Here is a 23,747-nt window from a genome sequence, read left to right on the forward strand (position 1 = left end):
CCCCTTCGAGGCCTAAGTTTCTTCGCTTTGCGGCGCCGCAAAGCGAAGCAACTTAGGCCTCAAAGGGGAGGGCGCCGGCAGAGGGGAACGTCGCTGCCCCGGAGGCGTCGCCCCGGAACCGGCCCGCGGCCTACTTCGACGACGGCAGCGGGCCGCCCCGGGCGTCCAGGCGGTCCAGCAGCTTCGGCAGGACGTCGCCGAGCCGCAACCCGTCGTGCTCGAACTCGTTGGTGACCCACGGCTCGACGTTGCCCACGTGCGCCGCCGTCTCCAGCGAGAGCGACGCGTCGACGAACATGTCGTCGAAGTACACGGCGGCCTCGACCGGGATCTCGTTGTCCGCGAGCCGGTGCAGGTCGTACAGGTCGCCCCAGTCCTGTCGCTGCGCCAGGGCATCCGCGGCGGCCGCGAACGGCCGCAGGGCGCTGATCTCGGAGAACATCCAGGGGTAGATCATCTCGCCGGTCAGCAGCAGCGGCCGGGCGTCCTCGCCGAACGCCGGGTCGGCGTCGCGCACGGACTGGGCCGCCCACGCCGTGGGGCCCGTGTGGGACTGGGCGTAGATCGACTCGTGCAGCAGCGCGTACAGCGGGTTGGTCGCGAACGACGTCTCGGCCGCGACCGTCGCGCGGAACGTGTCGCTGAGCGGGCCGCCGTGCAGGGAGTCGAACGCCTCGTCGACGATCCAGTGCACGCGCTCGAACCCGGGCTGCATGCCGAAGTCCATGCCGAGCGTCTGGAAGCGCCGCGTGGTCAGGACGTCGCCGCCGGGCTCCGTCACCTCGCCGGTCGAGAGCCGGTCGGCGATGCTGCCCAGGGCCTGGGTGACGTGCGGGTAGCGCGCACGGAACCGCTCGTTCTTGGCCACCACGCGCGGCTGGGTGCGCTCGTAGACCTCCCGGGCCGACGCCGTCAGCCCCGGCAGGCCGCCGGTCACGAGGCTCGCGTTCAGGCCCTCGGGGGCGAGCGACAGGTACGTCATCGTGATGAAGCCGCCGTACGACTGGCCCAGCGACGTCCAGCGCCGACCGTCGAACAGCGTCTTCCGGACGTGCTCGGCGTCGCGCACGATGTTGTCGGCGCGGAAGTGCGCGAGGTACTCCGCCTGCTCCTCGGGCGTGCCGATCGCGGTCAGGGCCGCCGCGCGGACGGCGGTGGACCGCCCGGTCCCGCGCTGGTCCAGCAGCACCACGCGGAACCGCTTCAGGGCCGCGCCGACCCAGCCGTCCGGGCCGGTGGGGCGGGGGCCCTTGCCGCCGGGGCCGCCCTGGAGGAACACGAGGAGCGGCAGGTCCTCGGTGCGGCGGGTCGGGTCCACGAGCTCGCGTGCGAACACCGAGATCGTGGGGGACCCGTCGGGCTGGGACCAGTCGAGCGGGACGTCGACGGAGTGGTCGGTGACATGGACACCGGGAAGCGTGTAGCTGATGGGCACGCGCCGAGCCTACGGCCGTACGCCGGGCCGCCGCAGCGCCGCGTTCGCGATATTGATTGCATTAATGGAGTGGCTGCTCTAATAATTGAGCCATGACGACCACCGAGGTACGCCAGCCGCCCGCACTCCCCGTCGTGCTCGGCCTGGGCGTGCTCGCTCTCGGCCTCGTGCTCGGCTGGTTCGCCGCGCCGCTGGCCGGCGGGCTGGCCGGCCTGATCGACGCCACACCGCTGCCCGTGCCGCGGCTGGTCACCCTGATCGAGTCGCTGACCCTGCCCTGGACGCTCGGCATCCTGGGCGGGCTCGGCCTGCTGGGCGGCGGCTTCATCGCCTTCGTGACGGTGGGGGAGGCGCCGGTGCTCACGGTCGCCGACGACCACCTCGAGCACCGGCAGGAGGAGCGCGAGGTCTGGATCGAGCGGTCCGACGTCGGCGCCGCGTTCCCCGACCGGACGAACCTGGTGCTCCTGCGGCCCGACGGCGCCCTGCGCGCCCGCCTCGACACCGACACCCTGTCGGCGGCGCGGGTACGCGACGCCCTGACCGGGCACGGCTGGCCCTGGCACGACGCCGACCCGCACGAGCAGGGCTACGAGCGCTGGGTGGACGGCCGCCCGGGGTTCACGGCCGCCGAGCACGAGGCGCTCCGCCGTCGGCTGGAGAAGCGCAAGGACACCGACGCCCGCCGCCAGGCGGACGAGGACCTGGCCGCGCTCGGCCTGATGGCCCGGGTCCGGGACGACCGGATCCAGGTGCGCCGCACCGCGACGACCGAGGGCGCGCGTGGCACGGACCGTTGACCCCGAACGGCACGAGGCACGCAGGCTGGTGATCATCGACGCCGCGCTCACGGTCCTCGCGGAGCGCGGCTACGACGGAACCACCACCGCGGCGATCTGCAAGCAGGCGCGCATCGGGTCGGGCACGTTCTTCCACTACTTCCCGACCAAGCTGGACGTGCTGCTCGCCATCCTGACGCTCGGCACGCAGGAGACCGCCGAGGCCGGGGCGCGGTACGCGGGCCGGACGGACGCCCTCGGCGTCGTCCTCGACATCGTGCGGCAGGGCGCCGACGACGCGGCGGACCCCCGGATGCCCGGGTTCGTGCGCGCGGTGGGCGGCGTCATGCACCTGCCGGAGGTCGCGGCCAAGCTCGACGAGGACGCGATCGTCCAGCAGGACCTGATCCGGCCCTGGGTCGAGCGGGCCCAGCGGGCCGGCGAGATCCGGACCGACCTGACGCCCGGCCGTATCACCTCGTGGCTGTACCTCCTGACCGACGGCTTCCTGGGGCGCGTGGCGGTCGACGAGGAGTTCACGGTGGAGGGCGAGACGGAGACGCTCGTGGAGACGGCGCGCCGGTTCCTGGCGCCCTGACGAAGTGTCAGACGCTCAGGTCACCCGGGTGACCTGAGCGTCTGACACGTGGTGGTGGGGTCAGCCGACGTCGGCGTCGACCCAGTCGAAGGTCTTGGTCACCGCCTTCTTCCAGCTCCGGTACAGGCGGTCCCGCTCCTTCTCGTCCATGTCGGGCGACCAGCGCCGGTCCTCGGCCCAGTTGGCGGTGACGTCGGACTCGCCCTTCCAGAACCCGACGGCGATCCCCGCCGCGTAGGCCGCGCCGAGCGCGGTGGTCTCCGCTACGACCGGCCGGACCACGTCGACGCCGAGCTGGTCGGCCTGGAACTGCATGAGCAGCTCGTTGGCGACCATGCCGCCGTCGACCTTGAGCTCGGTGAGGTCCACGCCGGAGTCCGCCTTCATGGCGTCCATGACCTCGCGGGTCTGGTACGCCGTGGCCTCCAGCGCGGCCCGCGCGATGTGGTTGCGGTTGACGTACCGGGTCAGGCCCACGAGCGCACCGCGCGCGTCGGGCCGCCAGTACGGCGCGAACAGGCCGGAGAACGCCGGCACGAAGTACGCGCCGCCGTTGTCGTCGACCTTGCGGGCGAACCACTCGACGTCCTGCGCGTCGGTGAACAGGCCCAGGTTGTCGCGGAGCCACTGGACCAGCGACCCCGTGACGGCGATCGAGCCCTCCAGCGCGTACACGGCGGCGGCGTCGCCGATCTTGTAGCAGACCGTGGTGAGCAGGCCGTTCTCGGAGGGCACCTTCTCCGTGCCCGTGTTGAGCAGCATGAAGTTGCCGGTGCCGTAGGTGTTCTTCGCGGTACCGACGTCGAAGCAGGCCTGGCCGAACGTGGCCGCCTGCTGGTCGCCCAGGATGCCCGCGATGGGCACGCCGGGCACCATGCCGCGGGGCCGCCCCGTGCCGTACACCTCCGAGGAGGAGCGGATCTCGGGGAGCATCGACAGCGGGATGCCCATGTCCGCGGCGATGTCCTCGCGCCAGGACAGGGTGTCGAGGTCCATGAGCATGGTGCGGGACGCGTTGGTGACGTCGGTGACGTGCACGCCGCCGTCGACCCCGCCGGTCATGTTCCACAGCACCCAGGCGTCCGTGTTGCCGAACAGCAGGTCGCCGCGGTCCGCGGCCTCCCGTGCCCCCTCGACGTTGTCGAGGATCCACTTCACCTTGGGGCCGGAGAAGTAGGTGGCGAGCGGCAGGCCGACGATCGCCTTGTACTTCTCCGCGCCCTCCGACCCGCCCAGCTCGTCGACGATCGCCTGCGTGCGCGTGTCCTGCCAGACGATCGCGTTGTAGACCGGCTTGCCGGTCGTCTTGTCCCACACCACCGTCGTCTCGCGCTGGTTGGTGATGCCCACCGCGGCGAGGTCGGTGTGGTTGATGTTCGCCTTGGTGAGCGCCAGGCCCACCACCTGGCGGGTGTTGTCCCAGATCTGCTCGGGCTTGTGCTCCACCCACCCGGCCTTCGGGAAGATCTGGTCGTGCTCGATCTGGCCGGTGGACACGATGGTCCCGCCGTGGTTGAACACGATCGCCCGGGTGCTCGTGGTGCCCTGGTCGATCGCGAGTACGTAGTCAGCCATCGGAATTGACTCCCTTGTCTGTGTCGAAGTCCGTGTCGTAGGTGCGTTCAGAGGGCCGCGGCGAGGAGGCCGCCCAGGGCGCCGCCGGCCAGCGGGCCGAGCACCGGCACCCACGAGTAGGCCCAGTCGCTCGATCCCTTGCCGGGGATGGGCAGCACGAAGTGGGCGATGCGCGGGCCGAAGTCACGGGCCGGGTTGATCGCATACCCCGTCGGACCACCGAGGCTGGCGCCGATGCCCGTCACCAGCAGGGCGGCGGCCAGCGGCCCCATGTCGCCGGGCCAGTTCGCGAACGACAGGATGACGAAGACCAGCATGAACGTGCCGATGACCTCCGTGACGAAGTTCCACGCGTACGAGCGGATCGCCGGGCCCGTGGAGAAGACGCCGAGCTTCACGGCCGGGTCGGCGTCCTGGTCGAAGTGCTGCTTGTAGGCCAGGTACGCGAGGATGGCGCCGACGAAGGCGCCGCAGAGCTGCGCGACCCAGTAGATGAGCATGTTGGAGAAGTTCGCCGCGACACCGGGAGCGAACTCCTCGGCGCCGCTGGTGAGGATGCCGAGCGTCACGGCCGGGTTGATGTGCGCGCCCGACTTCAGCGCCACGAACACACCGGCGAACACCGCCAGGCCCCACCCGAAGTTGATCATCAGCCAGCCGCCGTTGAAGCCCTTGTTCTTCGGGAGGATGGCGTTCGCCACCACGCCGGCACCGCCGAGGAGCAGGATCATCGTGCCGAGGAACTCCGGCACCATGATGTCCGTGAATGCGTTCATCGCTGACTCGCTTTCTGCCGACCGCTCTGTCGGCGTACGGAGGTAATCCCGGCGGTCCCTCGCGGCGACCCGTCGGCTTGTGGGTAGGTGTGGCCCTTCGCTTTCCTTAGCTTCGGAGCGGCTGCATGGCCGCTACGTCGGGGGTGGTCAGGCGCGCACGCTCGGCGCCCTCGTCGTCAGGCTCCTGCGCGGCCTGACGTTCCGCGTCGATCCGCGCCTGCCAGGCGTGGATCTCGCGCTCGGCGTCCGCCGCGTCCCAGCCGAGCAGCGGGCCGACGACGGCGGCGATCTCCTCGGCGGCCGCGGTGCCGCTGTCCGGCACCTCGTAGACCAGCCGCGTCCGGTGCCCGAGCACGTCCTCCAGGTGGAGGGCGCCCTCGTGGCTCACCGCGTAGTGCACCTCGGCGCGCAGGTACGCCGGGGCGTGCTCGAGAGGCTTGGCGAGCGACGGGTCGGCGTCGCACAGCTCGACGATCTCGGCGAGGTTGGCGCCGTAGCGGTGCAGCAGGTGGTCCAGCATCGGGGGCGACCAGCCGAACCGCTTGCCCCACGTGCGCGCCTGGCGCTGCACGGCACGCAGCCCGACGGCGCCCGTGAGCGGGATCTGGTGCGTGATCGAGGGGAGCGCGGCGGCGCGCTGCCCGATCGCGAAGTCGACGGCGTCCTTGGCCATGATCCGGTACGTCGTCAGCTTGCCGCCGGCGACGACGGTCAGGCCCGGCGTCGGCGAGGCGACCGTGTGCTCGCGGCTGACCTTCGCGCTGCTGGTGCCGGCCTTGGTGCCCGGCTGCAGCAGCGGACGCAGGCCCGCGTACGTGCCGATGACGTCTTCCCTGGTCAGCGGATGCGCGAGTACCGCGTTGGCATGGTCGAGCACGTAGTCGATGTCGGTGCTCGTGGCCACGGGGTGCGTGGGGTCGAGGCTCCAGTGCGTGTCCGTCGTGCCGATGATCCAGTACCGGCTCCACGGGATGACGAACAGCACGGACTTCTCCGTCTGCAGGATCAGCCCGGCGTGCCCGCGGATGCGCTCCCGCGGCACGATCAGGTGCACGCCCTTGCTGGCGAGCACGCGCAGCCCGCCCTCGGAGCCGGCCAGGGCCTCGGTGTCCTCCGTCCAGACGCCGGTCGCGTTGATGACCGCGCGCGCCCTGACGGTGATCTCCTTGCCCGTCTCCAGGTCCACGACCACGGCGCCGTTCACCGCGCCGGTCGCGCCCTGGGTCAGGCTGACCACCTGGGTGCGGCTCGCGGCGTGCGCGCCGTAGCTCGTGGCGGTCCGGATCAGGGTGGCCACGAGGCGGGCGTCGTCGACGGAGGCGTCCCAGTACTGGACGGCGCCGACGGCGGCGTCGTGCGCCAGGTCCGGGAACTTGGCCTCCATCTGGTTGCGGCTCAGGTGCCGGTGGAACGGCATGGGCCGCCGGCCCGGGGTGAGGGTCGCGAGGACGTCGTACATCGCGATGCCGGCGCCCACATAGGCGCGCTCCCACACGCGGTGCTCCAGCGGATACAGGAACGGGACCGGTCGCACCAGGTGCGGTGCGAGGTCCCGGAGCAGGAGGTCGCGCTCGGTGAGCGCCTCGTGTACCAGCTCGAAGTCGAGCATCTGCAGATAGCGCAAGCCGCCGTGGACGAGCTTGCTGCTGCGGCTGGAGGTGCCCTGCGCCCAGTCCTGTGCCTCGACGACGGCGGTCGACAGGCCACGGGTGACCGCGTCGAGGGCGATGCCGGCACCGGTGACCCCGCCGCCGATCACCAGCACATCGAGCTCGGCCGAGGGGCTGACACTGGCCTCGAGCGCAGCCAGAGCCTGGGTCCTTGCTTCTGCGGTCAGGCGAGTTGATGCCATGCGCCAAACTCACCACGCATTCCGTGACTTGGCAAGACCTTTGCCCTCGCCGCGCGGGTGTGTTGGGATGTTCTCTCGCTCACTTTCCGATTTGCCATTCATTTCCCCTGGTGAAGGCCGGTGTACGCCCGCGGGTGATTGTTGGTGGCGACCGCCTGTCGTACGCGGCGGGCGCCGCATCGGGGGCCCGCCGTAGTGTGTCGCCGTGACGACACCCGGGGCGCCGGCCGCGCCCGTGATCCGCCCCGCCCTTCCCGCCGACGTGCGCGCCATCCGCGACCTCGTCGAGCCGCTCAGCCAGGAGCGCATCCTGCGCCCGTACGAGATGGTCGGGTACTTCGAGGCGGTCCAGGAGTTCCTCGTGGCGACCGACCCCGCCGCGGAGCGGGGCGACGCCGTCGGCTGCGGGGCGCTGCACGTGATGTGGGACGACCTGGCAGAGGTGCGCACCCTGGCCGTGCACCGCGACTGGCGCGGTCGCCGCGTGGGGCACGCGCTGCTCGAGGCGCTGGTCGAGCGGGCGCGCGCCCTGGGCCTGCGGCGGGTGTTCTGCCTGACGTTCGAGGTGGACTTCTTCGCCGCACACGGGTTCCGGGAGATCGACGGCACGCCCGTGACGCCCGAGGTGTACACCGAGCTGCTGCGCTCCTACGACGAGGGCGTGGCCGAGTTCCTGGACCTGGCGCGCGTGAAGCCCAACACGCTGGGCAACTCGCGGATGCTGCTGGAGCTCTGATCCGGCCCGCGTAGGGCCGGCCGGCCCTACCTCGGCAGGTGGAGGCGGCCCGCGTCGTCCTGCTCCGCCAGGCCGTCCTCGACCAGGCCGGCGATCGCGCGGTCGAGCTGGGCCGGGTCGTGCCAGAGGCTCGTGAGCAGGGCCCGGTCCACGGGCTCGTCCGCCTGCCGGAGCTCGGCCATCACGCGGCCGCGCGCCTGCCGGTCGGTGCCCGCCCAGGCCTGGGTGCGGCGCTTGTCGGCGTGGGCGTCCGGGGGCGACCCGGCCCGGCGCCACGCGCACAGCCCGGCGACCGGGCAGACGCCGCACTTCGGCGCCTTGGCCGTGCAGACCAGCGCGCCGAGCTCCATCGAGGCGGCGGCCCAGCGCGCGGCGTCGGCGTCGGCCTCCGGGGCCAGCGCGGTCGCCAGGGCGCGCTCCGCGGCCGTGTACGACGGCGCGGGCAGCGCCGACCCGCCGACGGCGCGGGCCAGCACCCGCCGCACGTTCGTGTCGACCACGACGGACCGCTTCCCGTACGCGAACGCCAGCACCGCGGCCGCCGTGTACTCGCCGATGCCGGGCAGCGCGAGCAGCTCGGCCTCCGTGCGTGGCACCGCGCCGTCGTGCCGCTCGACGATCGTGCGGGCGCACTCCTGCAGCCGAAGCGCGCGGCGCGGATAGCCGAGCCGGCCCCAGGCGCGCAGCACGTCGGCCGTCGGGGCCTCGGCGAGGTCGGCGGGCGTGGGCCACTGCTCCAGCCAGGCGTGCCAGGCCGGCTCCACCCGGACCACGGGAGTCTGCTGGAGCATGACCTCGCTGACCAGCACGCCCCACGCGGTGCGGTCCGGGGCGCGCCAGGGCAGGTCGCGCGCGGCGCCGTCGAACCACTGCACGACGCCGGAGCGCACCTCGGTACGTCGCGTCGCCTCCAGTGTTGTCACGGGGACTCATCCTGCCGCACCGCGGGTGCCCGGGCCGACCACACCCCGGGTGCCGGACGCCGCGCTCGGACGCTGAGCGGGTGCCGAGCGGGACGCGACGCGGGAGCGGAGTAGGACATGTGACCGACTCGACGGCGCGGCTGCGGCCCGGCCCGGGCGCGGCGTCGTACTTTGGTGCCGCACGGCCGTCATCGCACGTCAGGCCGTGGCATCCAGCAGCTTTCAGGGGGTCGAGCAGGTGGTCAGTGCGCCGGAGCGGACCGGTCGGTCCGCAGGTCGGGTCGCGGCGGAGCGGAGCGCGACCGGTCCCCGGCCGCGCCGGCGGGGGCGCCTGATCGCGGTCCTCGTGGTGCTGGCGCTGGGCGGTATCGGGGTCGCCGCGACGTGGCCCAGGACGGACCCGCCGATCGCCGCCGCGAAGGTGCAGCCCCCCGAGCCCGTGGACCCGAACGCGGCGGCCGCGCCCTGTGCGCCCGAGGACCTCGACGTCAGCCTTGCGGCCGACCGCACGGCGGTCACGCCCGGCGTGCCGGTCCGGTTCACCGTGTCGGTGCGCAACACCGGCCAGGTGCAGTGCCTGGTCGACGCGCCGCGGCGCAGCCTCGCCGTCACGGTCTACGAGGGCGAGGTGGGCGAGCCGACGGCGGAGCGGGCCTGGTCGTCCGCGGACTGCGCCGACCAGGACGAGGAGCGGCTGCTGCTCCTCGGCCCTGGCGACGTCGACACCACCAGTGTGCGCTGGTCCGACTCCCGCTCGGCGCCCGACTGCCCGGGCGGCCAGCCCAAGCTGACGGCCGGCCAGTACACGGCCCAGGTCACGCTCGCCGACGTCGAGGGCGCGAGCAGCGACGTGGTGCGGCTGACGTACACGGTGCCGCAGCCGTCGCCGTCGTCCTCGGGTGAGTCGTCCGGGGAACCGTCGGGGGAACCGTCGGGGGAACCGTCGGGCGACCCCTCGGGGAAGGCGTCGGACGAGCCGGAGGCGGACCCGAGCGGGTCGGGGGAGTCGGGCGAGGCCGGGGAGAAGTCGGGTGCCGGCGAGGAGTCCGACGGGGATGCGAAGGGCGACGCCGACGCGAAGGGCGGTCAGGACGCCGGGGACGGCTCGGGCAAGGAGTCCTGAGGCGTAGCCCGCGGCGCGCCTCTTCTCAGGCGTACCGGACTTCCAGGCGCACCGCTCCTCGCGGACGGACCCCTCGGGTCAGACGTACCGCTCGAGAATGCTGGACTCGGCGAGCCGCGACAGGCCCTCGCGGATGGTCCGGGCGCGCTGCTCGCCCACGCCGTCGACCGACATGAGGTCGTCCACGCTCGCGGCGAGGAGCTTCTGCAGGCTGCTGAAGTGCCCCACGAGCTGCTCGATGGTCGCGTTCGGCAGGCGCGGCACCTTGGACAGGAGCCGGTAGCCGTGCGGCGCGACGGCGGCGTCGAGCGCGTCCCCGCCGCCCGGCAGGTCCAGGATCCGGCCGATCTGGCTCATGTCGAGCAGCTCCTGGGAGGTGAGCGCGGACAGCTCGGCCTGCACGTCGGTCAGCGCGCGGTCCTTGCGGCTCAGCACGTAGTCGCGGATCACGAACTCGCGGTCCGAGCCGACGTCGCCGATCAGCTCGTCGAGCTGCAGCGCCAGCAGCCGGCCGTCCACGCCGAGCTCGATCACGTAGCCCGCGATCTCGTCCGAGATGCGCCCCACCATCTCCAGGCGCTGCACCACGGAGCAGACGTCGCGCACCGTGACCAGGTCCTCGATCTCCAGCGCCGACAGGGTGCCGGACACCTCGTCGAGCCGGGCGCGGTACCGCTCGAGCGTGGCGAGCGCCTGGTTGGCGCGGCCGAGGATCGTGTCCGAGTCCTCCAGCACGTGGCGCTGGCCGCCCACGTAGAGGGCGACGATGCGCATGGACTGGCTCACCGAGATGACGGGGAAGCCGGTCTGCTTGGCGACGCGCTCGGCCGTGCGGTGGCGCGTGCCGGACTCGGTGGTCTCTATCGTCGGGTCGGGCAGCAGCTGCACGGCGGCCTTGCGGATGCGGGTGGCATGCCGGTCGAGCACCACGGCGCCGTCCATCTTGGACAGCTCGCGCAGGCGGGTGGCCGAGAAGTCGACGTCGAGCGAGAAACCGCCGGAGCAGATCTGCTCGACCACCGGGTCGAGGCCGAGCACGATGAGCGCGCCGGTACGGCCGCGCAGGATGCGTTCGAGTCCGTCGCGGAGTTCGGTCCCGGGCGCGACGGCGGCCAGGGTCTCACGGAGCAGCTCGTCAGTGTGCGAGGAGGTCGTGGCCACGAAGAAATCCTACGCTGTGCCCCGGGTCACAAGTAGTTCGTTTCATGAAGCGGTCATCTCCCGGACGCCTCGCCGTCGCCCGCGCGGCCTATGGCCTGTGCCCACTCGACCGCGTCGCGGATGTGCACCGCCTCGACGAGCTGGAGACCCTCGGGCGCCTTGACCCCGGTCCCGTGCGGTACGACGGCGTTCGCGAAGCCCAGGCGGGCCGCCTCGCCCAGACGCCGGTCCAGCCCGGCGACCGGGCGCAGGTCGCCGGCCAGGCCCACCTCGCCGAGGGCGACGGTGGCCCCCGGCAGCGGCTTGCCCGTCCGTGCGGACACCAGCGCCAGCGCGGCCGCGAGGTCCGACGCCGGCTCGGTGATCCGGACGCCACCGACCGTCGAGGCGTAGACGTCCTGGTCGGCGAGCCGCAGGCCCCCGTGCCGCTGGAGCACGGCGAGGATCATCGCCAGCCGGCTGGAGTCCACGCCGCTGGTGGCGCGGCGCGGGTTGTTCAGGGGGCTCGGCGCCACCAGGCCCTGCACCTCGACGGCGAGCGGGCGCCGCCCCTCCAGCGTCACCGTGATGCACGAGCCGGCGACCCCCGAGCCCGCGTGGGACAGGAACAGCCCGGACGGGTCGGGCAGCCCGACGATCCCGTCCTCCGACAGGTCGAAGCAGCCCACCTCGTCCGTGGGGCCGTACCGGTTCTTCACCGCGCGGATCATGCGCAGGCGGGAGTGCCGGTCGCCCTCGAACTGGCAGACCACGTCCACCAGGTGCTCGAGCGTGCGCGGGCCGGCCACGGAGCCGTCCTTGGTCACGTGCCCCACGAGGATCGTGGGGATCTGCCGCTCCTTGGCCACGGCGATCAGCGCGGCCGCGACCTCCCGGACCTGCGAGACGCCGCCCGGGGCCCCGTCCACCTGCGCGGACGCGATGGTCTGCACCGAGTCGACGATGAGCATGTCCGGCTGGTTCGCCTCCAGGTGGCCGAGCACCGTACCCAGGTCGGTCTCGGACGCGAGCAGGAGCGTGGGCGAGAGCGCCCCGATCCGCTCCGCCCGCAGCCGCACCTGGCCGGCCGACTCCTCGCCCGTCACGTACAGCACGGTGCGGGGCGACTCGAACCCGTCGGGGCCCAGCGCGCCGTCGGCCACGTTGCTCGCGACCGAGAGCAGCAGGGTCGACTTGCCCACGCCCGGCTCGCCCGCGAGCAGGATCACCGCGCCCGGCACCAGGCCGCCGCCGAGCACACGGTCGAACTCGCCCACGCCCGTCGGGTTGGCGCGCGCGGACTCCACGTCGATCTCGGCGATGGGGCGCGCCGGCGCCCGCGCCGGGGACACGGCGGCCGTGCGGGGGCCGGTCGCGGCCGGGCCGTCCTCGACCACCGTGCCCCACTCCTGGCACTCCCCGCAGCGGCCGACCCACTTGACGGTGGTCCAGCCGCACTCGGAGCACCGGTACGCGGGCCGGGCCTTCTTGGAGGTCGATGAGGTCACGAGGGGAACCGTACGTGGCACCACTGACACGGGCCCGAAGATCACCCCCGCGAGCCCCCTGACCGGCCCTCGCGGGCCGCCCCCGGCAGGTAGTTTGCGACCATGCCGGCACGCCCTGCGCCCATCCGTCCCGCCGGCCGCGCGCGGGCCCGCCTCGCCGGCGCCGCCGTCGCCCTCGCCGCGGCGCTGGGCACCTGGCTGGTCTGGTGGGCGATGGTCACCACCTGGCCCGGGCAGCGCGTCGAGGAGCTCGTGTTCGTCACCGCCGACCTCTTCCAGGACGTCGTCAACCGGCCCGTGGAGCCGGTTCTGCTGCTCGGCTCGCCGCCGTGGCTCGTGACCGGCTTCCTCGCGGTGTGCGGCGTCGGGCTGGCGCGCCGGCGCTGGGGTGCCACGGCCCTGGCCGCCACCGTCGTCGTCGGCTCGAACCTGACCACCCAGGTGGTCAAGGACGGTGTGCTCTACCGCACCGGCCTCGTCGGGGAGTGGAACCGCGACGTCAACACCCTGCCCAGCGGCCACGTCACCGTGGTCGCGGCCGCCTGGGCGGCGCTCCTGCTCGTCGTGCCTCGCAGCCTGCGGCCGGTGACGGCGCTCGCAGGCTGCGCCGCGACCTGCGCGATGGGCCTCGCGACGATCGCGGACCGCTGGCACCGCCCGTCCGACGTCGTCGCGGCCGTGCTCGTGGTGGTGCTCTGGGTGGGGCTGGCGAGCGCCGTCGCCCCGGCCGGGTGGGCGGACCGGCCGCAGGACGACCCGCTCGCCCGTGCCGACGTGCCGACGCGGCTGGTCACCGTCGCGCTCGGCGTGGTGGCGGTCCCGGCGGCCGGCCTGTCGGCCCTGGCCGCCGCGGCGACCGAGGGGCACCTGTGGGCCGTGCTGCCCTGGGACGCCGGGCTGACGGCCTACGCGGGCGGTCTCCTGGCAGCGGTCGCGGTCGCTACGGCGGCCTTCGCCGTGCTGCTCCCGCTGAGCCAGGCGGCGGCGCGCCCCCGCTAGCCGGCCCCTCACCCGGTCCGCCGGGCGTGCCTCCCTGCCGATGTCAGTGGCGCGACATAAGGTCTCAGCTGAGCCATCGTGACGTATCCGGTGGACCGAGCACGGGGGAGCCAGACATGACCGACCAGCGCGTGAACTCGCCGCGCACCGGCGCGACAGCATCGGTGACCGCGAAGAAGACATCGCCCGCCGTGTACCGGCGTCGTCGGTTCGTCGCGTTCGTGGGCGTGCTCGTCGTGGTGCTCGCGCTGGTGCTGCTGATGGGCTTCGCGTGGCCCGGGTTCTGGCGCGCCGAGGCGACGCCGGAGCCCGTGCCGACCGTGACCGTCACGGCGCCGGTACCCACCCCGACCGTCAAGGCGATGGAGCGCAGCGGCGAGGAGACCGCCTTCCAGAAGGCCCTCCCGTCGGCGGTGCTGCAGCTCGCGCTCGGCTCGCTCGACGAGGCCAAGGAGCCCAAGGGCGAGGGCGCCCTGGAGGCCTGGAACGCCGAGTACTCCGACGGCGACGCGGTCGAGGTCGCGGTCGTCGCCGGGCAGTGGTCCTCGGACGACGAGGCGGCCACCGCCGCCACGGCCTGGACCTCGTCCGCCGGCGAGGCGGAGCGGACCGGCGACGTGAAGGTCGGCAAGAAGGTGGTCGGGCAGTACGCGTTCGTCCCGGTGAAGGGCGGCAGGACCGTCGTCGTGTGGCAGAACGGGACGGTCGTGCTGCAGGCGACCGGTCCGACCGACCGCATGGAGGACTTCTACACGGCGTTCCCCCTGTGACGGCGAGGGTTCGCGCGCGCCGGGGGACAATGGTGTGGTGAACCAGCGACTTGCAGTGCTCGGGGCCGGGAACATGGGCGAGGCGGTGCTCGCGGGTGCGCTCTCGGCGGGCTGGGCCGCGTCCGACGTGGTGGCGACCGTGCGTACCGAGGCCAAGGCCCAGCGCCTGCGCGAGACCTACCAGGTGGCCACGACCAGCGACAACGTGGCGGCCGTCCGCGGCGCCGGCATCGTGCTCGTGGGCGTGAAGCCCAAGGACGTGGGCGCGCTGCTCGACGAGATCGCGCCCGCGATCGACCCGGACGCCGTGGTCGTCACCGTCGCGGCGGGCCACCCGACCGCCTTCTACGAGCGGCGGCTGCCCGCCGGCGTCGCCGTGGTGCGCACCGTGCCCAACACGCCCGCCGCCATCGGCGCGGGCATCACGGCGATCGCGCCGGGCGCGGCCGCCACGGAGGCCCACCTGGCGGCGGTGGAGCACCTGTTCGCCGGCACCGGCGCGGTGGTCCGCGCCGCGGAGAAGGACCTGGACGCCGTCTCGGCGATCTCCGGCTCCGGCCCCGCCTACGTCTTCTACGTGGCCGACGCGCTCGCCGAGGCCGGGGTCCTGCTCGGCCTGACGCGCGACGTCGCGCGGAGCCTCGCGACCCAGACCCTGCTCGGCGCCTCCCGCCTCATGGACGAGTCGGGGGAGCACCCTGTCGTGCTGCGCGAGAAGGTCACCTCACCCGGCGGCACCACGGCCGCCGCCCTGCGCGCCCTGGACGAGGGCGGCGTGCGCGCCTCGTTCCTGAGCGCCGCTGCCGCCGCGCGTGACCGCGCGCAACAGCTGGGTGGATGATCCTCCCGTGACCATCTCTCGACCCGCGACGACGCGGCCGCCGGCCATGGCCGACGTCGCCGCGCTCGCCGGCGTGTCCCACCAGACCGTCTCGCGCGTGCTGAACGGCCACCGCAGCGTGCGCCCGGCCACCCGGGAGCGGGTGCTGGAGGCCATCGCGGAGCTCGGCTACCGCCGCAACAGCGCGGCGCGCGCCCTGGTCACGGCCCGCTCGGCCACGGTCGGCGTGGTGACCACGGGATCGCCGCTGTTCGGCCCGTCGAGCACGCTGATCGCCGTCGAGGAGGCCGCGCGGGAGCAGGGCTGGTACGTCAGCGTCGCGACGCTGCGGCAGTACGACACCGCCACCATGCACAACGCCCTCGAGCACTTCATGGACCAGGCGGTCGAGGGCATCGTGGTGATCGCGCCGCACAGCGACGTGGCCGACGCCGTGGAGTCCTTCCAGGCCCCCGTGCCCGTGGTCCTCATCGCGGCCCGCGAGCTCCAGCCGGACGTGCCCACCATCCCGCTCTCCGTCGACCAGCGGGCGGGTGCGCGGCTCGCCGTCGAGCACCTGATCGAGCTGGGGCACCGGCGCATCCTGCACGTCGCCGGACCGCAGGACTGGCTGGACGCCGTCCAGCGCGAGGAGACCTGGCGCGCGGTGCTCACCGAGAACCGCATCCCCGTGCCCGAGCCCGTCATCGCCGGCTGGACCGCGGACCGCGGCTACATGGTGGGCCTCGACCTGGCCCAGCGGGTCAGGTCCGGCGACGGGCCCACGGCCGTCTTCGCCGCCAACGACCAGCTCGCGCTCGGCCTGCTTCGGGCGTTCTGGGAGTGCGGCGTCTCCGTGCCCGACGACGTCTCGGTGGTCGGGTTCGACGACGTCGACGGCTCGGGGCACTTCATCCCGCCGCTCACGACCGTGCGCCAGCCGTTCGTGGACTTGGGCCGGCGCAGCGTGGCGCTGCTGCTCGCGGCGGTCGACGGCGGCAAGCCGGCCGCCGAGCTGATCGCGCCCGAGCTGGTGGTGCGCCGGAGCGCCGCGGCCCCGCGCGTCTGACGGCGCTCGTCCTGCGCGCCTGACCGCGCTCGCCCCGCGCGTCTGACCGCCGTCGCGCGGCGCGCCTGACCCCTCCCGGGGGCCCCGCATACCTTTATGAGAACGTTGCCGGAGGGGGCGTTGACACGTCCGCGAGGCAGTGGCAGAGTCACCGCGCACAAGGATGTTTACGTTCACATTCTTGGCGCCGGGCAGTGTCGTCCGGCGTGATCCGAGGACATTGCCGTCCAGGAGAGTCCGGACGACGTCGTCCGGGGAAAGGGGTGTGGCCGTGGCCGGTCGCCGCCCACCGAGCCGCCGCGTCTCCGCGGCCGGCTGGAGTTTCGTGACGCCCTTCCTGGTGGTGTTCGCGCTGTTCATCGTGACCCCGCTGGTCTACTCGATGTACCTGAGCCTGTTCCGCAACCAGCTCATGGGCGGCACCACCTTCGCGGGGTTCGCCAACTACGTGACCGCCTTCACCGACCCCAAGCTCTGGGACGGCATGGGCCGCGTGGGCCTGTTCCTGGTGGTGCAGGTGCCGATCATGCTGGGGATCGCCCTGATCGCGGCACTCGCGATCGACAGCGGCCGACTGCACGGCAAGAGCTTCTTCCGCGTGGCGCTGTTCCTGCCGTACGCCGTGCCCGGCGTCGTGGCGGTGCTGATGTGGGGCTTCATGTACGACGACCGGCTCGGTCTCACGGGCAGCGTCAACGACCTGGTGGGCTTCCCCCTCATCGACCCGTACACCAAGCAGTGGATCCTCACGGCGATCGGCAACATCGTGACCTGGGAGTTCGTGGGCTACAACATGCTGATCCTGTACGCGGCCCTCAGGACGGTGCCGCTCGAGATCTACGAGGCGGCGGCCATCGACGGCGCCAACCAGTTCCGGATCGTGCGGTCCATCAAGATCCCCGCCGTCCGCGGCGCCCTGGTGATCGCGACGATCTTCTCGATCATCGGCAGCTTCCAGCTGTTCAACGAGCCGACGATCCTGAAACAGATCGAACCGGCGCTGATCTCGACCTACTACACACCGAACATCTACGCCTACAACCTGAGCTTCGTGGGCAACCAGGTGAGCTATGCCGCCACCGTCGCGATCGTGATGGGCGTGATCACCGCGATCGTCGCGTACGTGGTGCAGCTCCGCGGGACCCGGAGGGAGATCTGATGGCCGGCTACTCGTACCACCGTCCGCGCAAGTCGATCACCCTGACCGTCCTGCTGGGCGCGCTGCTGATCTACTCGGTCCTGCCGCTGACCTGGATGCTGTTCAGCGTCACCAAGACCCAGCCCGAGCTGCTCAGCTCGTTCGGGCTGTGGTTCTCGGGCGACTTCGCGTTCTTCGACAACGTGCGGGACGTGCTGACGCACGACGACGGCGTCTTCCTCAAGTGGTTCGCCAACACGCTGGTCTACGTGGTCGTGGGCGCCGGCGGTGCCACGGTCCTCGCGACCGCCGCCGGGTACGGGCTGGCCAAGTACCGGTTCCGCGGCCGGAACGCGGTGTTCGCCGTCATCCTCGGGGCCATCGCCGTGCCCGGTACGGCCCTCGCGGTGCCGACGTTCCTGCTGTTCAGCCAGTGGGGCCTGACCAACACGATGTGGGCGGTCATCCTGCCGTCGCTCGTCTCGCCCTTCGGGCTCTACCTCATGTGGGTGTTCTCGGCGGAGGCCGTGCCCACCGAGATCCTGGAGGCAGCCCGGGTCGACGGCTCGGGCGAGTGGCGCACCTTCTTCACGATCTCGCTGCGCCTGCTGGCGCCGGGCATCGTGACGGTGGCGCTGTTCGCGATCGTCGCCACGTGGAACAACTACTTCCTGCCGCTGATCATGCTCAACGACCCGGACCTGTACCCGCTGGTGCTGGGTCTGTACCAGTGGCTGGCGGATGCCTCGGGAATCGGCGCCCAGCCGGTGTTCAACCTCGTGATCACCGGGTCGTTCCTGACGATCGTGCCGATCGTGGTGGTGTTCCTGGTGCTCCAGCGGTACTGGCAGTCCGGCCTCAGCGCGGGCAGCGTCAAGGCTTAGGTGAGGTCGGCCCCGCCGACGTCGAGAGACCTGAACTACAACGATGTGGAAGAAGGAAGACCATGACCATCACCCGTAACCGCCGGGTCGCGCTCGGCGCCCTGGCCGCACTGATGGCAGCCTCGCTCACCGCCTGCTCGGGCGGCGGGGACGACGGCGGCGGTGGCGGCGCCTCGGAGGGTGCCAGCGCCGACGAGATCGAGGCCGCGCTCCAGGAGGGCGGCAGCATGACGTACTGGACCTGGACCCCGCAGGCCGAGACGCAGGTCGCGGCGTTCGAGAAGGCGTACCCGAACGTCGACGTCACCCTCGTGGACACCGTCGGCGCCGGCGACGCCAACACCAAGCTGCAGAACGCGATCGCCGCCGGGACCGGCGTGCCCGACGTGGTGCAGATCGAGTACCAGTCCATCCCGCAGTTCCAGCTCCCGGGCCAGCTCGTGGACCTCACCGCGTTCGGGTTCGCCGACCTGGAGGACCTGTACACGCCGTCCACGTGGGGTGCGATCTCGCAGCAGGGCATCTGGGGCCTGCCCCAGGACTCCGGCCCCATGGCGTTCTTCTACAACAAGGACGTGTTCGACGCCGCGGGCGTCGAGGCGCCGACCACCTGGGACGAGTACAAGGACGCCGCGGCCAAGATCAAGCAGCACGACCCGGAGACCTGCATCGGCAACGACACCGGCGACGCCGGTTTCACCACCAGCATGATCTGGCAGGCCGGCGGCAAGCCGTTCCACACCGAGAACGGCGAGGTCACCATCGACCTGGCCGACGAGGGCACCACCAAGTGGGCCGAGATGTACCAGCCGCTCATCGACGACGAGCTGCTCTGCCAGCTCCCGGGCTGGAGCGACGAGTGGTACCAGGCCCTGAACGACGGCACCATCGGCTCGGTGGCGCTGGGCGCGTGGATGCCCGGCATCCTCGAGGACGGCGTGCCGGACGGCAAGGGCAAGTGGCGCGTGGCCCCGATGCCCACCTACGACGGCACCCCGACCAACGCCGAGAACGGCGGCAGCGCGGAGTCCATCCCGGGTGCGGCGGAGAACAAGCTGCTCGCGGCCGGGTTCCTGAAGTGGCTCAACTCGAGCGACGAGTCGATCAAGGCGTTCATGGACACGGGCGGCTTCCCCGCCACGGTCAAGCAGCTGGAGTCGCCTGAGTTCCTGGGCTACGAGTCCGAGTACTTCGGCGGGCAGAAGATCAACGAGGTGCTCGCCGCGGGCGCGTCCGACGTCAACGAGGGCTGGCAGTACCTGCCCTGGCAGTCGTACGCGAACAGCATCTTCGCCGACACCGTGGGCCAGTCCTACCTCGACAAGACGTCGCTGATGGACGGCCTCGCCGCCTGGCAGGAGGAGAACGTGTCGTACGGCACGGACCAGGGCTTCACGGTCAACGGCGGCTGATCCGCCGCACCCGAGAGAACGTGTCAGACCCCCAGGTCACCCCGGTGACCTGGGGGTCTGACACGTTCTGCCGCATGCCGAGGGCGGGCGCCGGGGGCCGGCTTGGGTACAGCGTTGTAGACCGGTATCGTGTGAGCGCTAACATCGCCGTGGCGGCGAGCAGGCTGCTCACCACCACGGCCGAACCACGGATGAACGAGCTACGCCTCGCGACGGTGCGGGCAGGACGGAGCGGTCCACGATGGTGGAGCGGCAGGACGAAGGGGCGGAGCGGCTCGCCGGGCACCGGGAGGCGATCGACCAGGGTCGGACCGCCCTCGGCATCGAGCTCGGCTCCACCCGGATCAAGGCGTGCCTCGTCGGCCCGGGCGGGGAACCGCTCGCCAGCGGCAGCCACGACTGGGAGAACCAGCTCGTCGACGGCATCTGGACCTACTCGCTGGAAGCCGTCTGGGCGGGCCTGCGCGACGCCGTCGCCGAGCTGCTCGCCGACGTCGAGCGGCAGTACGGCGCCCGCCCCGCCACGATCGGCGCGATCGGTGTGTCCGCGATGATGCACGGCTACCTCGCCTTCGACGACGCCGACGAGCTGCTGGTGCCCTTCCGGACCTGGCGCAACACCACCACCGAGCGAGCCTCCGCCGAGCTGAGCCCCCTGTTCGGGCACAACATCCCGCTGCGCTGGTCGGTGGCGCACCTGTACCAGGCGATCCTCGACGAGGAGGCGCACGTGCCGGCGGTGCGGCACGTCACCACCCTGGCCGGGTACGTGCACTGGCGGCTCACCGGGCAGCAGGTGCTCGGCGTGGGCGACGCCTCCGGCATGTTCCCGGTCGACGTGGCCACCGGCGGCTACGACCAGCGGATGCTGGCGCAGTTCGACGAGGTGGCCTCCGGTCACGGGTTCGGTCGGGGTCTCGCCGACCTGCTGCCGGGCGTGCTGCCCGCGGGCGCCGACGCCGGCGCGCTCACGGCGGAGGGCGCCACCCTGCTCGACCCGACCGGCACCCTCAAGGCCGGCATCCCGCTGTGCCCGCCCGAGGGCGACGCCGGCACGGGCATGGTCGCTACCAACTCGGTGGCGCCCCGCACCGGCAACGTCAGCGCCGGCACCAGCATCTTCGCGATGGTCGTGCTGGAGCGGCCGCTGGAGCGCGTGCACCACGAGCTGGACCTGGTGACCACGCCGTCCGGCGACCTCGTCGCGATGGTGCACTGCAACAACGGCGCCAGCGAGCTGGGCGCCTGGGCCGAGATGTTCGGCCAGTTCGCGTTTGCCCTGGGGCAGCCCGCCGAGCCGGGCGCCGTCTTCGAGGCGTTCCTGCGGTCCGCCCTGGACGGTGACGCCGACGGCGGCGGCCTGCTCGCCTACAACTACCTGTCCGGCGAGCCGATCACCGGCCTGGAGGCCGGGCGCCCGCTGTTCACCCGCACCCCGGACAGCCGGCTCACGCTGGCCAACTTCGCCCGGACGCAGGTCTACAGCGCGTTCGGCACCCTCGCCCTCGGCATGCGCGTGCTCGCGCAGGAGCAGGTCGGCCTGGACGCGATGTTCGCGCACGGCGGCATGTTCAAGACCGCGGGCGTGGCGCAGCGGCTGCTGGCCGCCGCGCTCGGCGCCCCGGTCGCCGTGGGCACCACGGCGGGCGAGGGCGGCGCCTGGGGCATCGCCGTGCTGGCCGCCTACCGGGCGTCCGCGGACGGCGCCGCCGCCCCGGCGCAGGACCTGGGCACCTGGCTGGGCACCGAGATCTTCGCGGACGCCGCGCTCGACGTCGTCGAGCCGGACGCCGACGACGTGGCGGGCTTCACCGCCTTCCTGGAGCGCTACAGCGCGGGCCTGGCGATCGAGCGTGCCGCCGTCGCCGAGCTCCGCACCCGAGACACGACGCAGGAGAGCGACCGATGAGCAAGACACTGACCGACTACTCGCAGGCGGTCCAGGACGAGGTGGCGCGCGTCCGCGCCGTCGTCTCCGACCTGCACGCCGAGCTGCCACGCTGGGACCTGGTGGTCTGGACGGCGGGCAACGTTTCGCAGCGTGTGCCGAACGCGGACGTGCCGGACGGCAGCGCCGACCTGTTCGTCATCAAGCCGTCCGGGGTCTCGTACGACGACCTGACGCCGGCCGACATGGTGGTCTGCGACCTCGATGGCAACCTCGTGGACGGCACGCGGGCGCCGTCGTCCGACACCGCGGCGCACGCCTACGTGTACACGCACATGCGCGAGGTGGGCGGCGTCGTCCACACCCACTCGACGTACGCGACGGCCTGGGCCGCGCGCGGCGAGGAGGTGCCGTGCGTGCTGACGATGATGGCCGACGAGTTCGGCGGGCCGGTGCCGGTCGGACCGTTCGCGATCATCGGCGACGACTCGATCGGCCGCGGCATCGTCGAGACGCTCAGCGGCCACCGCAGCCCCGCCGTGCTGATGCAGAACCACGGCCCGTTCACCATCGGCAAGGACGCGCGGGCCGCCGTCAAGGCCGCCGTCATGGTCGAGGAGGTGGCCCGCACGGTGCACGTCGCCCGGCAGCTCGGCGACCCCCTGCCGATCGAGCAGCAGCACATCGACGCCCTCTACGACCGCTACCAGAACGTCTACGGCCAGCAGGCCGCCACGAGCACGGAAGGACAGGCATGAGCACCAAGCCCTACGCGGACCGTGAGGTTTGGTTCCTCACCGGGAGCCAGGACCTCTACGGCGAGGAGACCCTGGCCCAGGTCGCGGAGCAGTCCCAGGAGGTCGCCCGCGCGCTGGACGCGTCGTCCGACGTGCCGGTCAAGGTCGTGTGGAAGCCCGTCCTGAAGGACTCGGCCGCCATCCGCCGCGCCATGCTCGACGCCAACGGCGACGACGCGGTGCTGGGCGTCGTGACCTGGATGCACACCTTCAGCCCCGCCAAGATGTGGATCGCGGGCCTGGACGCGCTGCGCAAGCCGCTGCTGCACCTGCACACGCAGGCCAATGTCGAGCTCCCCTGGGACGACATCGACATGGACTTCATGAACCTCAACCAGGCCGCGCACGGTGACCGCGAGTACGCGTACATCGCCACGCGGCTCGGCGTCGCGCGGACCACGGTGGTGGGGCACGTCTCCAACCCGGCCGTCACCCGCCGGGTGGGCACCTGGGTGCGCGGCGCGGCCGGCTGGGCCGCGACGCACGAGCTCAAGCTGGTCCGGTTCGGCGACAACATGCGCAACGTCGCGGTCACCGAGGGCGACAAGACCGAGGCCGAGCTGCGGTTCGGCGTCTCGGTGAACACCTGGGGAGTCAACGAGCTGGTCGCGGCCGTGGACGCCGTCGAGGACGCCGCGATCGACACCCTGGTCGCGGAGTACGAGGAGAAGTACGACGTCGCCCCGGAGCTGCGGGCCGGCGCCGAGCGGCACGACTCGCTGCGCTACGCGGCGCGCCAGGAGCTCGCCCTGCTCGGGTTCCTCGAGGCGGCCGGCGCCAAGGCGTTCACCACCAACTTCGAGGACCTCGGCGCGCTGCGCCAGCTCCCCGGCCTGGCCGTCCAGCGCCTCATGGAGCAGGGCTACGGCTTCGGCGCCGAGGGCGACTGGAAGACGGCGGTGCTCGTGCGCGCGGCCAAGGTCATGGGCGAGGGTCTCCCGGGCGGGGCCTCCCTGATGGAGGACTACACCTACGACCTCACCCCGGGTTCCGAGCTGATCCTCGGCGCGCACATGCTGGAGGTCTGCCCGTCGCTGACCACCTCGAAGCCGCGCATCGAGATCCACCCGCTCGGCATCGGCGGCAAGGAGGACCCGGTCCGCATGGTGTTCTCGGCGGACGCCGTCGAGGGCGCCGTGGTGGTCTCGCTCGCCGACATGCGCGACCGGTTCCGCCTGACGGCGAACGTGGTCGACGTCGTCACGCCGCCGCGCGACCTGCCGAACCTGCCCGTGGCCCGCGCCATGTGGGCCCCGCGGCCGTCGTTCGAGATCTCGGCCGAGTCGTGGCTGACGGCGGGCGGGGCGCACCACACCGTCATGTCGACCGCCGCGGGCATCGAGGCGTTCGAGGTGTTCGCGGACATCGCGCGTACCGAGCTGCTGGTCATCGACGAGGACACGACGCGCCGCGGCTTCGCCGACCAGGTGCGCCACAACCAGGCGTACTACCGCCTGGCCCAGGGCCTCTGACCCTGGCTCCATTGCTGGTCGAGCTTGTCGAGACCCGGGTCTCGACAAGCTCG

General features: G+C 72.4%; 21 protein-coding genes. 14 read left to right on the forward strand and 7 right to left on the reverse strand.

From position 1 onward, the window contains the following. Positions 1 to 130: 130 nt before the first annotated feature. A complete protein-coding gene (locus H291_RS0115705) occupies positions 131 to 1,435 on the reverse strand; it encodes an alpha/beta fold hydrolase (RefSeq protein WP_020015961.1) in 1,305 nt (434 codons plus the stop codon). 92 nt (positions 1,436 to 1,527) lie between these two features. On the opposite strand from H291_RS0115705, the gene H291_RS0115710 reads away from it, so the two are divergent. Beyond that, positions 1,528 to 2,235, forward strand: a complete 708-nt coding sequence (locus tag H291_RS0115710; protein ID WP_020015962.1) for a YqeB family protein — start codon at positions 1,528 to 1,530, stop codon at positions 2,233 to 2,235. Continuing rightward, positions 2,219 to 2,812 carry a TetR/AcrR family transcriptional regulator gene (locus H291_RS0115715; protein ID WP_026365805.1) on the forward strand — a complete coding sequence of 198 codons (594 nt, stop codon included), beginning with the start codon at positions 2,219 to 2,221 and terminating at the stop codon, positions 2,810 to 2,812. The genes H291_RS0115710 and H291_RS0115715 overlap by 17 nt, the downstream gene beginning before the upstream one ends. Positions 2,813 to 2,872: 60 nt before the next feature. Here the strand turns inward: H291_RS0115715 and glpK are convergent, their stop codons facing one another. From glpK to H291_RS0115730, 3 genes are all read right to left on the reverse strand, one after another. Further along, on the reverse strand, positions 2,873 to 4,387 hold the full coding sequence (gene glpK / locus H291_RS0115720; RefSeq protein WP_020015964.1) for a glycerol kinase GlpK: 1,515 nt from the start codon (positions 4,385 to 4,387) through the stop codon (positions 2,873 to 2,875). Between the two features lie 47 nt (positions 4,388 to 4,434). After that, positions 4,435 to 5,163: an MIP/aquaporin family protein gene (locus H291_RS0115725; RefSeq protein WP_020015965.1), complete on the reverse strand. Its 729-nt coding sequence runs from the start codon at positions 5,161 to 5,163 to the stop codon at positions 4,435 to 4,437. A 106-nt stretch (positions 5,164 to 5,269) separates the two neighbouring features. Beyond that, the gene (locus H291_RS0115730; RefSeq protein WP_026365806.1) at positions 5,270 to 7,015 is read right to left on the reverse strand and encodes a glycerol-3-phosphate dehydrogenase/oxidase; all 1,746 of its coding nucleotides are present in this window, start codon (positions 7,013 to 7,015) and stop codon (positions 5,270 to 5,272) included. A 205-nt stretch (positions 7,016 to 7,220) separates the two neighbouring features. Between H291_RS0115730 and H291_RS0115735 the strand changes: the two genes are divergently transcribed. Continuing rightward, positions 7,221 to 7,751 (forward strand): amino-acid N-acetyltransferase, encoded by a 531-nt coding sequence (locus H291_RS0115735; protein WP_026365807.1) that lies wholly within the window; start codon positions 7,221 to 7,223, stop codon positions 7,749 to 7,751. A 26-nt stretch (positions 7,752 to 7,777) separates the two neighbouring features. Here H291_RS0115735 and H291_RS0115740 read toward each other — a convergent pair whose 3' ends face one another. Beyond that, positions 7,778 to 8,674: an A/G-specific adenine glycosylase gene (locus H291_RS0115740; RefSeq protein ID WP_420038574.1), complete on the reverse strand. Its 897-nt coding sequence runs from the start codon at positions 8,672 to 8,674 to the stop codon at positions 7,778 to 7,780. 205 nt (positions 8,675 to 8,879) lie between these two features. Here H291_RS0115740 and H291_RS32660 point away from each other — a divergent pair, with 205 nt between their 5' ends. Continuing rightward, positions 8,880 to 9,797, forward strand: coding sequence for a hypothetical protein (locus H291_RS32660; protein WP_157237079.1), 918 nt, complete (start codon positions 8,880 to 8,882; stop codon positions 9,795 to 9,797). A 78-nt stretch (positions 9,798 to 9,875) separates the two neighbouring features. Here H291_RS32660 and disA read toward each other — a convergent pair whose 3' ends face one another. Both disA and radA read right to left on the reverse strand, forming a co-directional pair. Continuing rightward, the gene (gene disA / locus H291_RS0115750; RefSeq protein ID WP_020015970.1) at positions 9,876 to 10,958 is read right to left on the reverse strand and encodes a DNA integrity scanning diadenylate cyclase DisA; all 1,083 of its coding nucleotides are present in this window, start codon (positions 10,956 to 10,958) and stop codon (positions 9,876 to 9,878) included. A gap of 53 nt (positions 10,959 to 11,011) precedes the next feature. Continuing rightward, complete coding sequence (radA, locus tag H291_RS0115755; protein WP_020015971.1) at positions 11,012 to 12,445, reverse strand: DNA repair protein RadA; 1,434 nt, start codon at positions 12,443 to 12,445, stop codon at positions 11,012 to 11,014. Between the two features lie 102 nt (positions 12,446 to 12,547). Between radA and H291_RS30380 the strand changes: the two genes are divergently transcribed. From H291_RS30380 to araA, 10 genes are all read left to right on the forward strand, one after another. Continuing rightward, positions 12,548 to 13,444, forward strand: coding sequence for a phosphatase PAP2 family protein (locus tag H291_RS30380; RefSeq protein WP_020015972.1), 897 nt, complete (start codon positions 12,548 to 12,550; stop codon positions 13,442 to 13,444). 116 nt (positions 13,445 to 13,560) lie between these two features. After that, on the forward strand, positions 13,561 to 14,214 hold the full coding sequence (locus H291_RS32665; RefSeq protein ID WP_020015973.1) for a hypothetical protein: 654 nt from the start codon (positions 13,561 to 13,563) through the stop codon (positions 14,212 to 14,214). Positions 14,215 to 14,287: 73 nt separating this feature from the next. Further along, positions 14,288 to 15,055 carry a pyrroline-5-carboxylate reductase gene (gene proC / locus H291_RS0115770; protein WP_051109530.1) on the forward strand — a complete coding sequence of 256 codons (768 nt, stop codon included), beginning with the start codon at positions 14,288 to 14,290 and terminating at the stop codon, positions 15,053 to 15,055. Between the two features lie 46 nt (positions 15,056 to 15,101). Further along, complete coding sequence (locus tag H291_RS0115775) at positions 15,102 to 16,103, forward strand: LacI family DNA-binding transcriptional regulator (protein WP_020015975.1); 1,002 nt, start codon at positions 15,102 to 15,104, stop codon at positions 16,101 to 16,103. A 265-nt stretch (positions 16,104 to 16,368) separates the two neighbouring features. Then, on the forward strand, positions 16,369 to 17,262 hold the full coding sequence (locus H291_RS0115780; protein ID WP_020015976.1) for a carbohydrate ABC transporter permease: 894 nt from the start codon (positions 16,369 to 16,371) through the stop codon (positions 17,260 to 17,262). Further along, positions 17,262 to 18,125: a carbohydrate ABC transporter permease gene (locus H291_RS0115785; protein WP_020015977.1), complete on the forward strand. Its 864-nt coding sequence runs from the start codon at positions 17,262 to 17,264 to the stop codon at positions 18,123 to 18,125. Before H291_RS0115780 ends, H291_RS0115785 begins: the two co-directional genes overlap by 1 nt. Before the next feature lie 62 nt (positions 18,126 to 18,187). Beyond that, positions 18,188 to 19,537, forward strand: a complete 1,350-nt coding sequence (locus tag H291_RS0115790) for an ABC transporter substrate-binding protein (RefSeq protein ID WP_020015978.1) — start codon at positions 18,188 to 18,190, stop codon at positions 19,535 to 19,537. A gap of 241 nt (positions 19,538 to 19,778) precedes the next feature. Next, on the forward strand, positions 19,779 to 21,446 hold the full coding sequence (locus H291_RS0115795; protein WP_020015979.1) for a xylulokinase: 1,668 nt from the start codon (positions 19,779 to 19,781) through the stop codon (positions 21,444 to 21,446). Continuing rightward, positions 21,443 to 22,183, forward strand: coding sequence for an L-ribulose-5-phosphate 4-epimerase (locus tag H291_RS0115800; RefSeq protein WP_020015980.1), 741 nt, complete (start codon positions 21,443 to 21,445; stop codon positions 22,181 to 22,183). The genes H291_RS0115795 and H291_RS0115800 overlap by 4 nt, the downstream gene beginning before the upstream one ends. Beyond that, entirely contained in the window at positions 22,180 to 23,694 is a 1,515-nt protein-coding gene (gene araA, locus H291_RS0115805; RefSeq protein WP_020015981.1) for an L-arabinose isomerase, read from the forward strand. Before H291_RS0115800 ends, araA begins: the two co-directional genes overlap by 4 nt. The last annotated feature ends 53 nt before the right edge of the window (positions 23,695 to 23,747 follow it).

The organism is Promicromonospora sukumoe 327MFSha3.1, from assembly GCF_000385135.1.
In the GTDB taxonomy this organism is placed as follows: domain Bacteria; phylum Actinomycetota; class Actinomycetes; order Actinomycetales; family Cellulomonadaceae; genus Promicromonospora; species Promicromonospora sukumoe_B.

Coding starts and splice junctions, on each gene's coding strand:
- H291_RS0115730 (WP_026365806.1), bottom strand. CDS start 7,015: ATGGCATCAACTCGCCTGACCGCAGAAGCAAGGACCCAGGCTCTGGCT.
- araA (WP_020015981.1), top strand. CDS start 22,180: ATGAGCACCAAGCCCTACGCGGACCGTGAGGTTTGGTTCCTCACCGGG.
- H291_RS0115775 (WP_020015975.1), top strand. CDS start 15,102: ATGGCCGACGTCGCCGCGCTCGCCGGCGTGTCCCACCAGACCGTCTCG.
- H291_RS0115795 (WP_020015979.1), top strand. CDS start 19,779: ATGGTGGAGCGGCAGGACGAAGGGGCGGAGCGGCTCGCCGGGCACCGG.
- proC (WP_051109530.1), top strand. CDS start 14,288: ATGGGCGAGGCGGTGCTCGCGGGTGCGCTCTCGGCGGGCTGGGCCGCG.
- H291_RS0115710 (WP_020015962.1), top strand. CDS start 1,528: ATGACGACCACCGAGGTACGCCAGCCGCCCGCACTCCCCGTCGTGCTC.
- H291_RS0115790 (WP_020015978.1), top strand. CDS start 18,188: ATGACCATCACCCGTAACCGCCGGGTCGCGCTCGGCGCCCTGGCCGCA.
- H291_RS0115725 (WP_020015965.1), bottom strand. CDS start 5,163: ATGAACGCATTCACGGACATCATGGTGCCGGAGTTCCTCGGCACGATG.
- glpK (WP_020015964.1), bottom strand. CDS start 4,387: ATGGCTGACTACGTACTCGCGATCGACCAGGGCACCACGAGCACCCGG.
- H291_RS32665 (WP_020015973.1), top strand. CDS start 13,561: ATGACCGACCAGCGCGTGAACTCGCCGCGCACCGGCGCGACAGCATCG.
- H291_RS0115785 (WP_020015977.1), top strand. CDS start 17,262: ATGGCCGGCTACTCGTACCACCGTCCGCGCAAGTCGATCACCCTGACC.
- H291_RS0115800 (WP_020015980.1), top strand. CDS start 21,443: ATGAGCAAGACACTGACCGACTACTCGCAGGCGGTCCAGGACGAGGTG.
- H291_RS30380 (WP_020015972.1), top strand. CDS start 12,548: ATGCCGGCACGCCCTGCGCCCATCCGTCCCGCCGGCCGCGCGCGGGCC.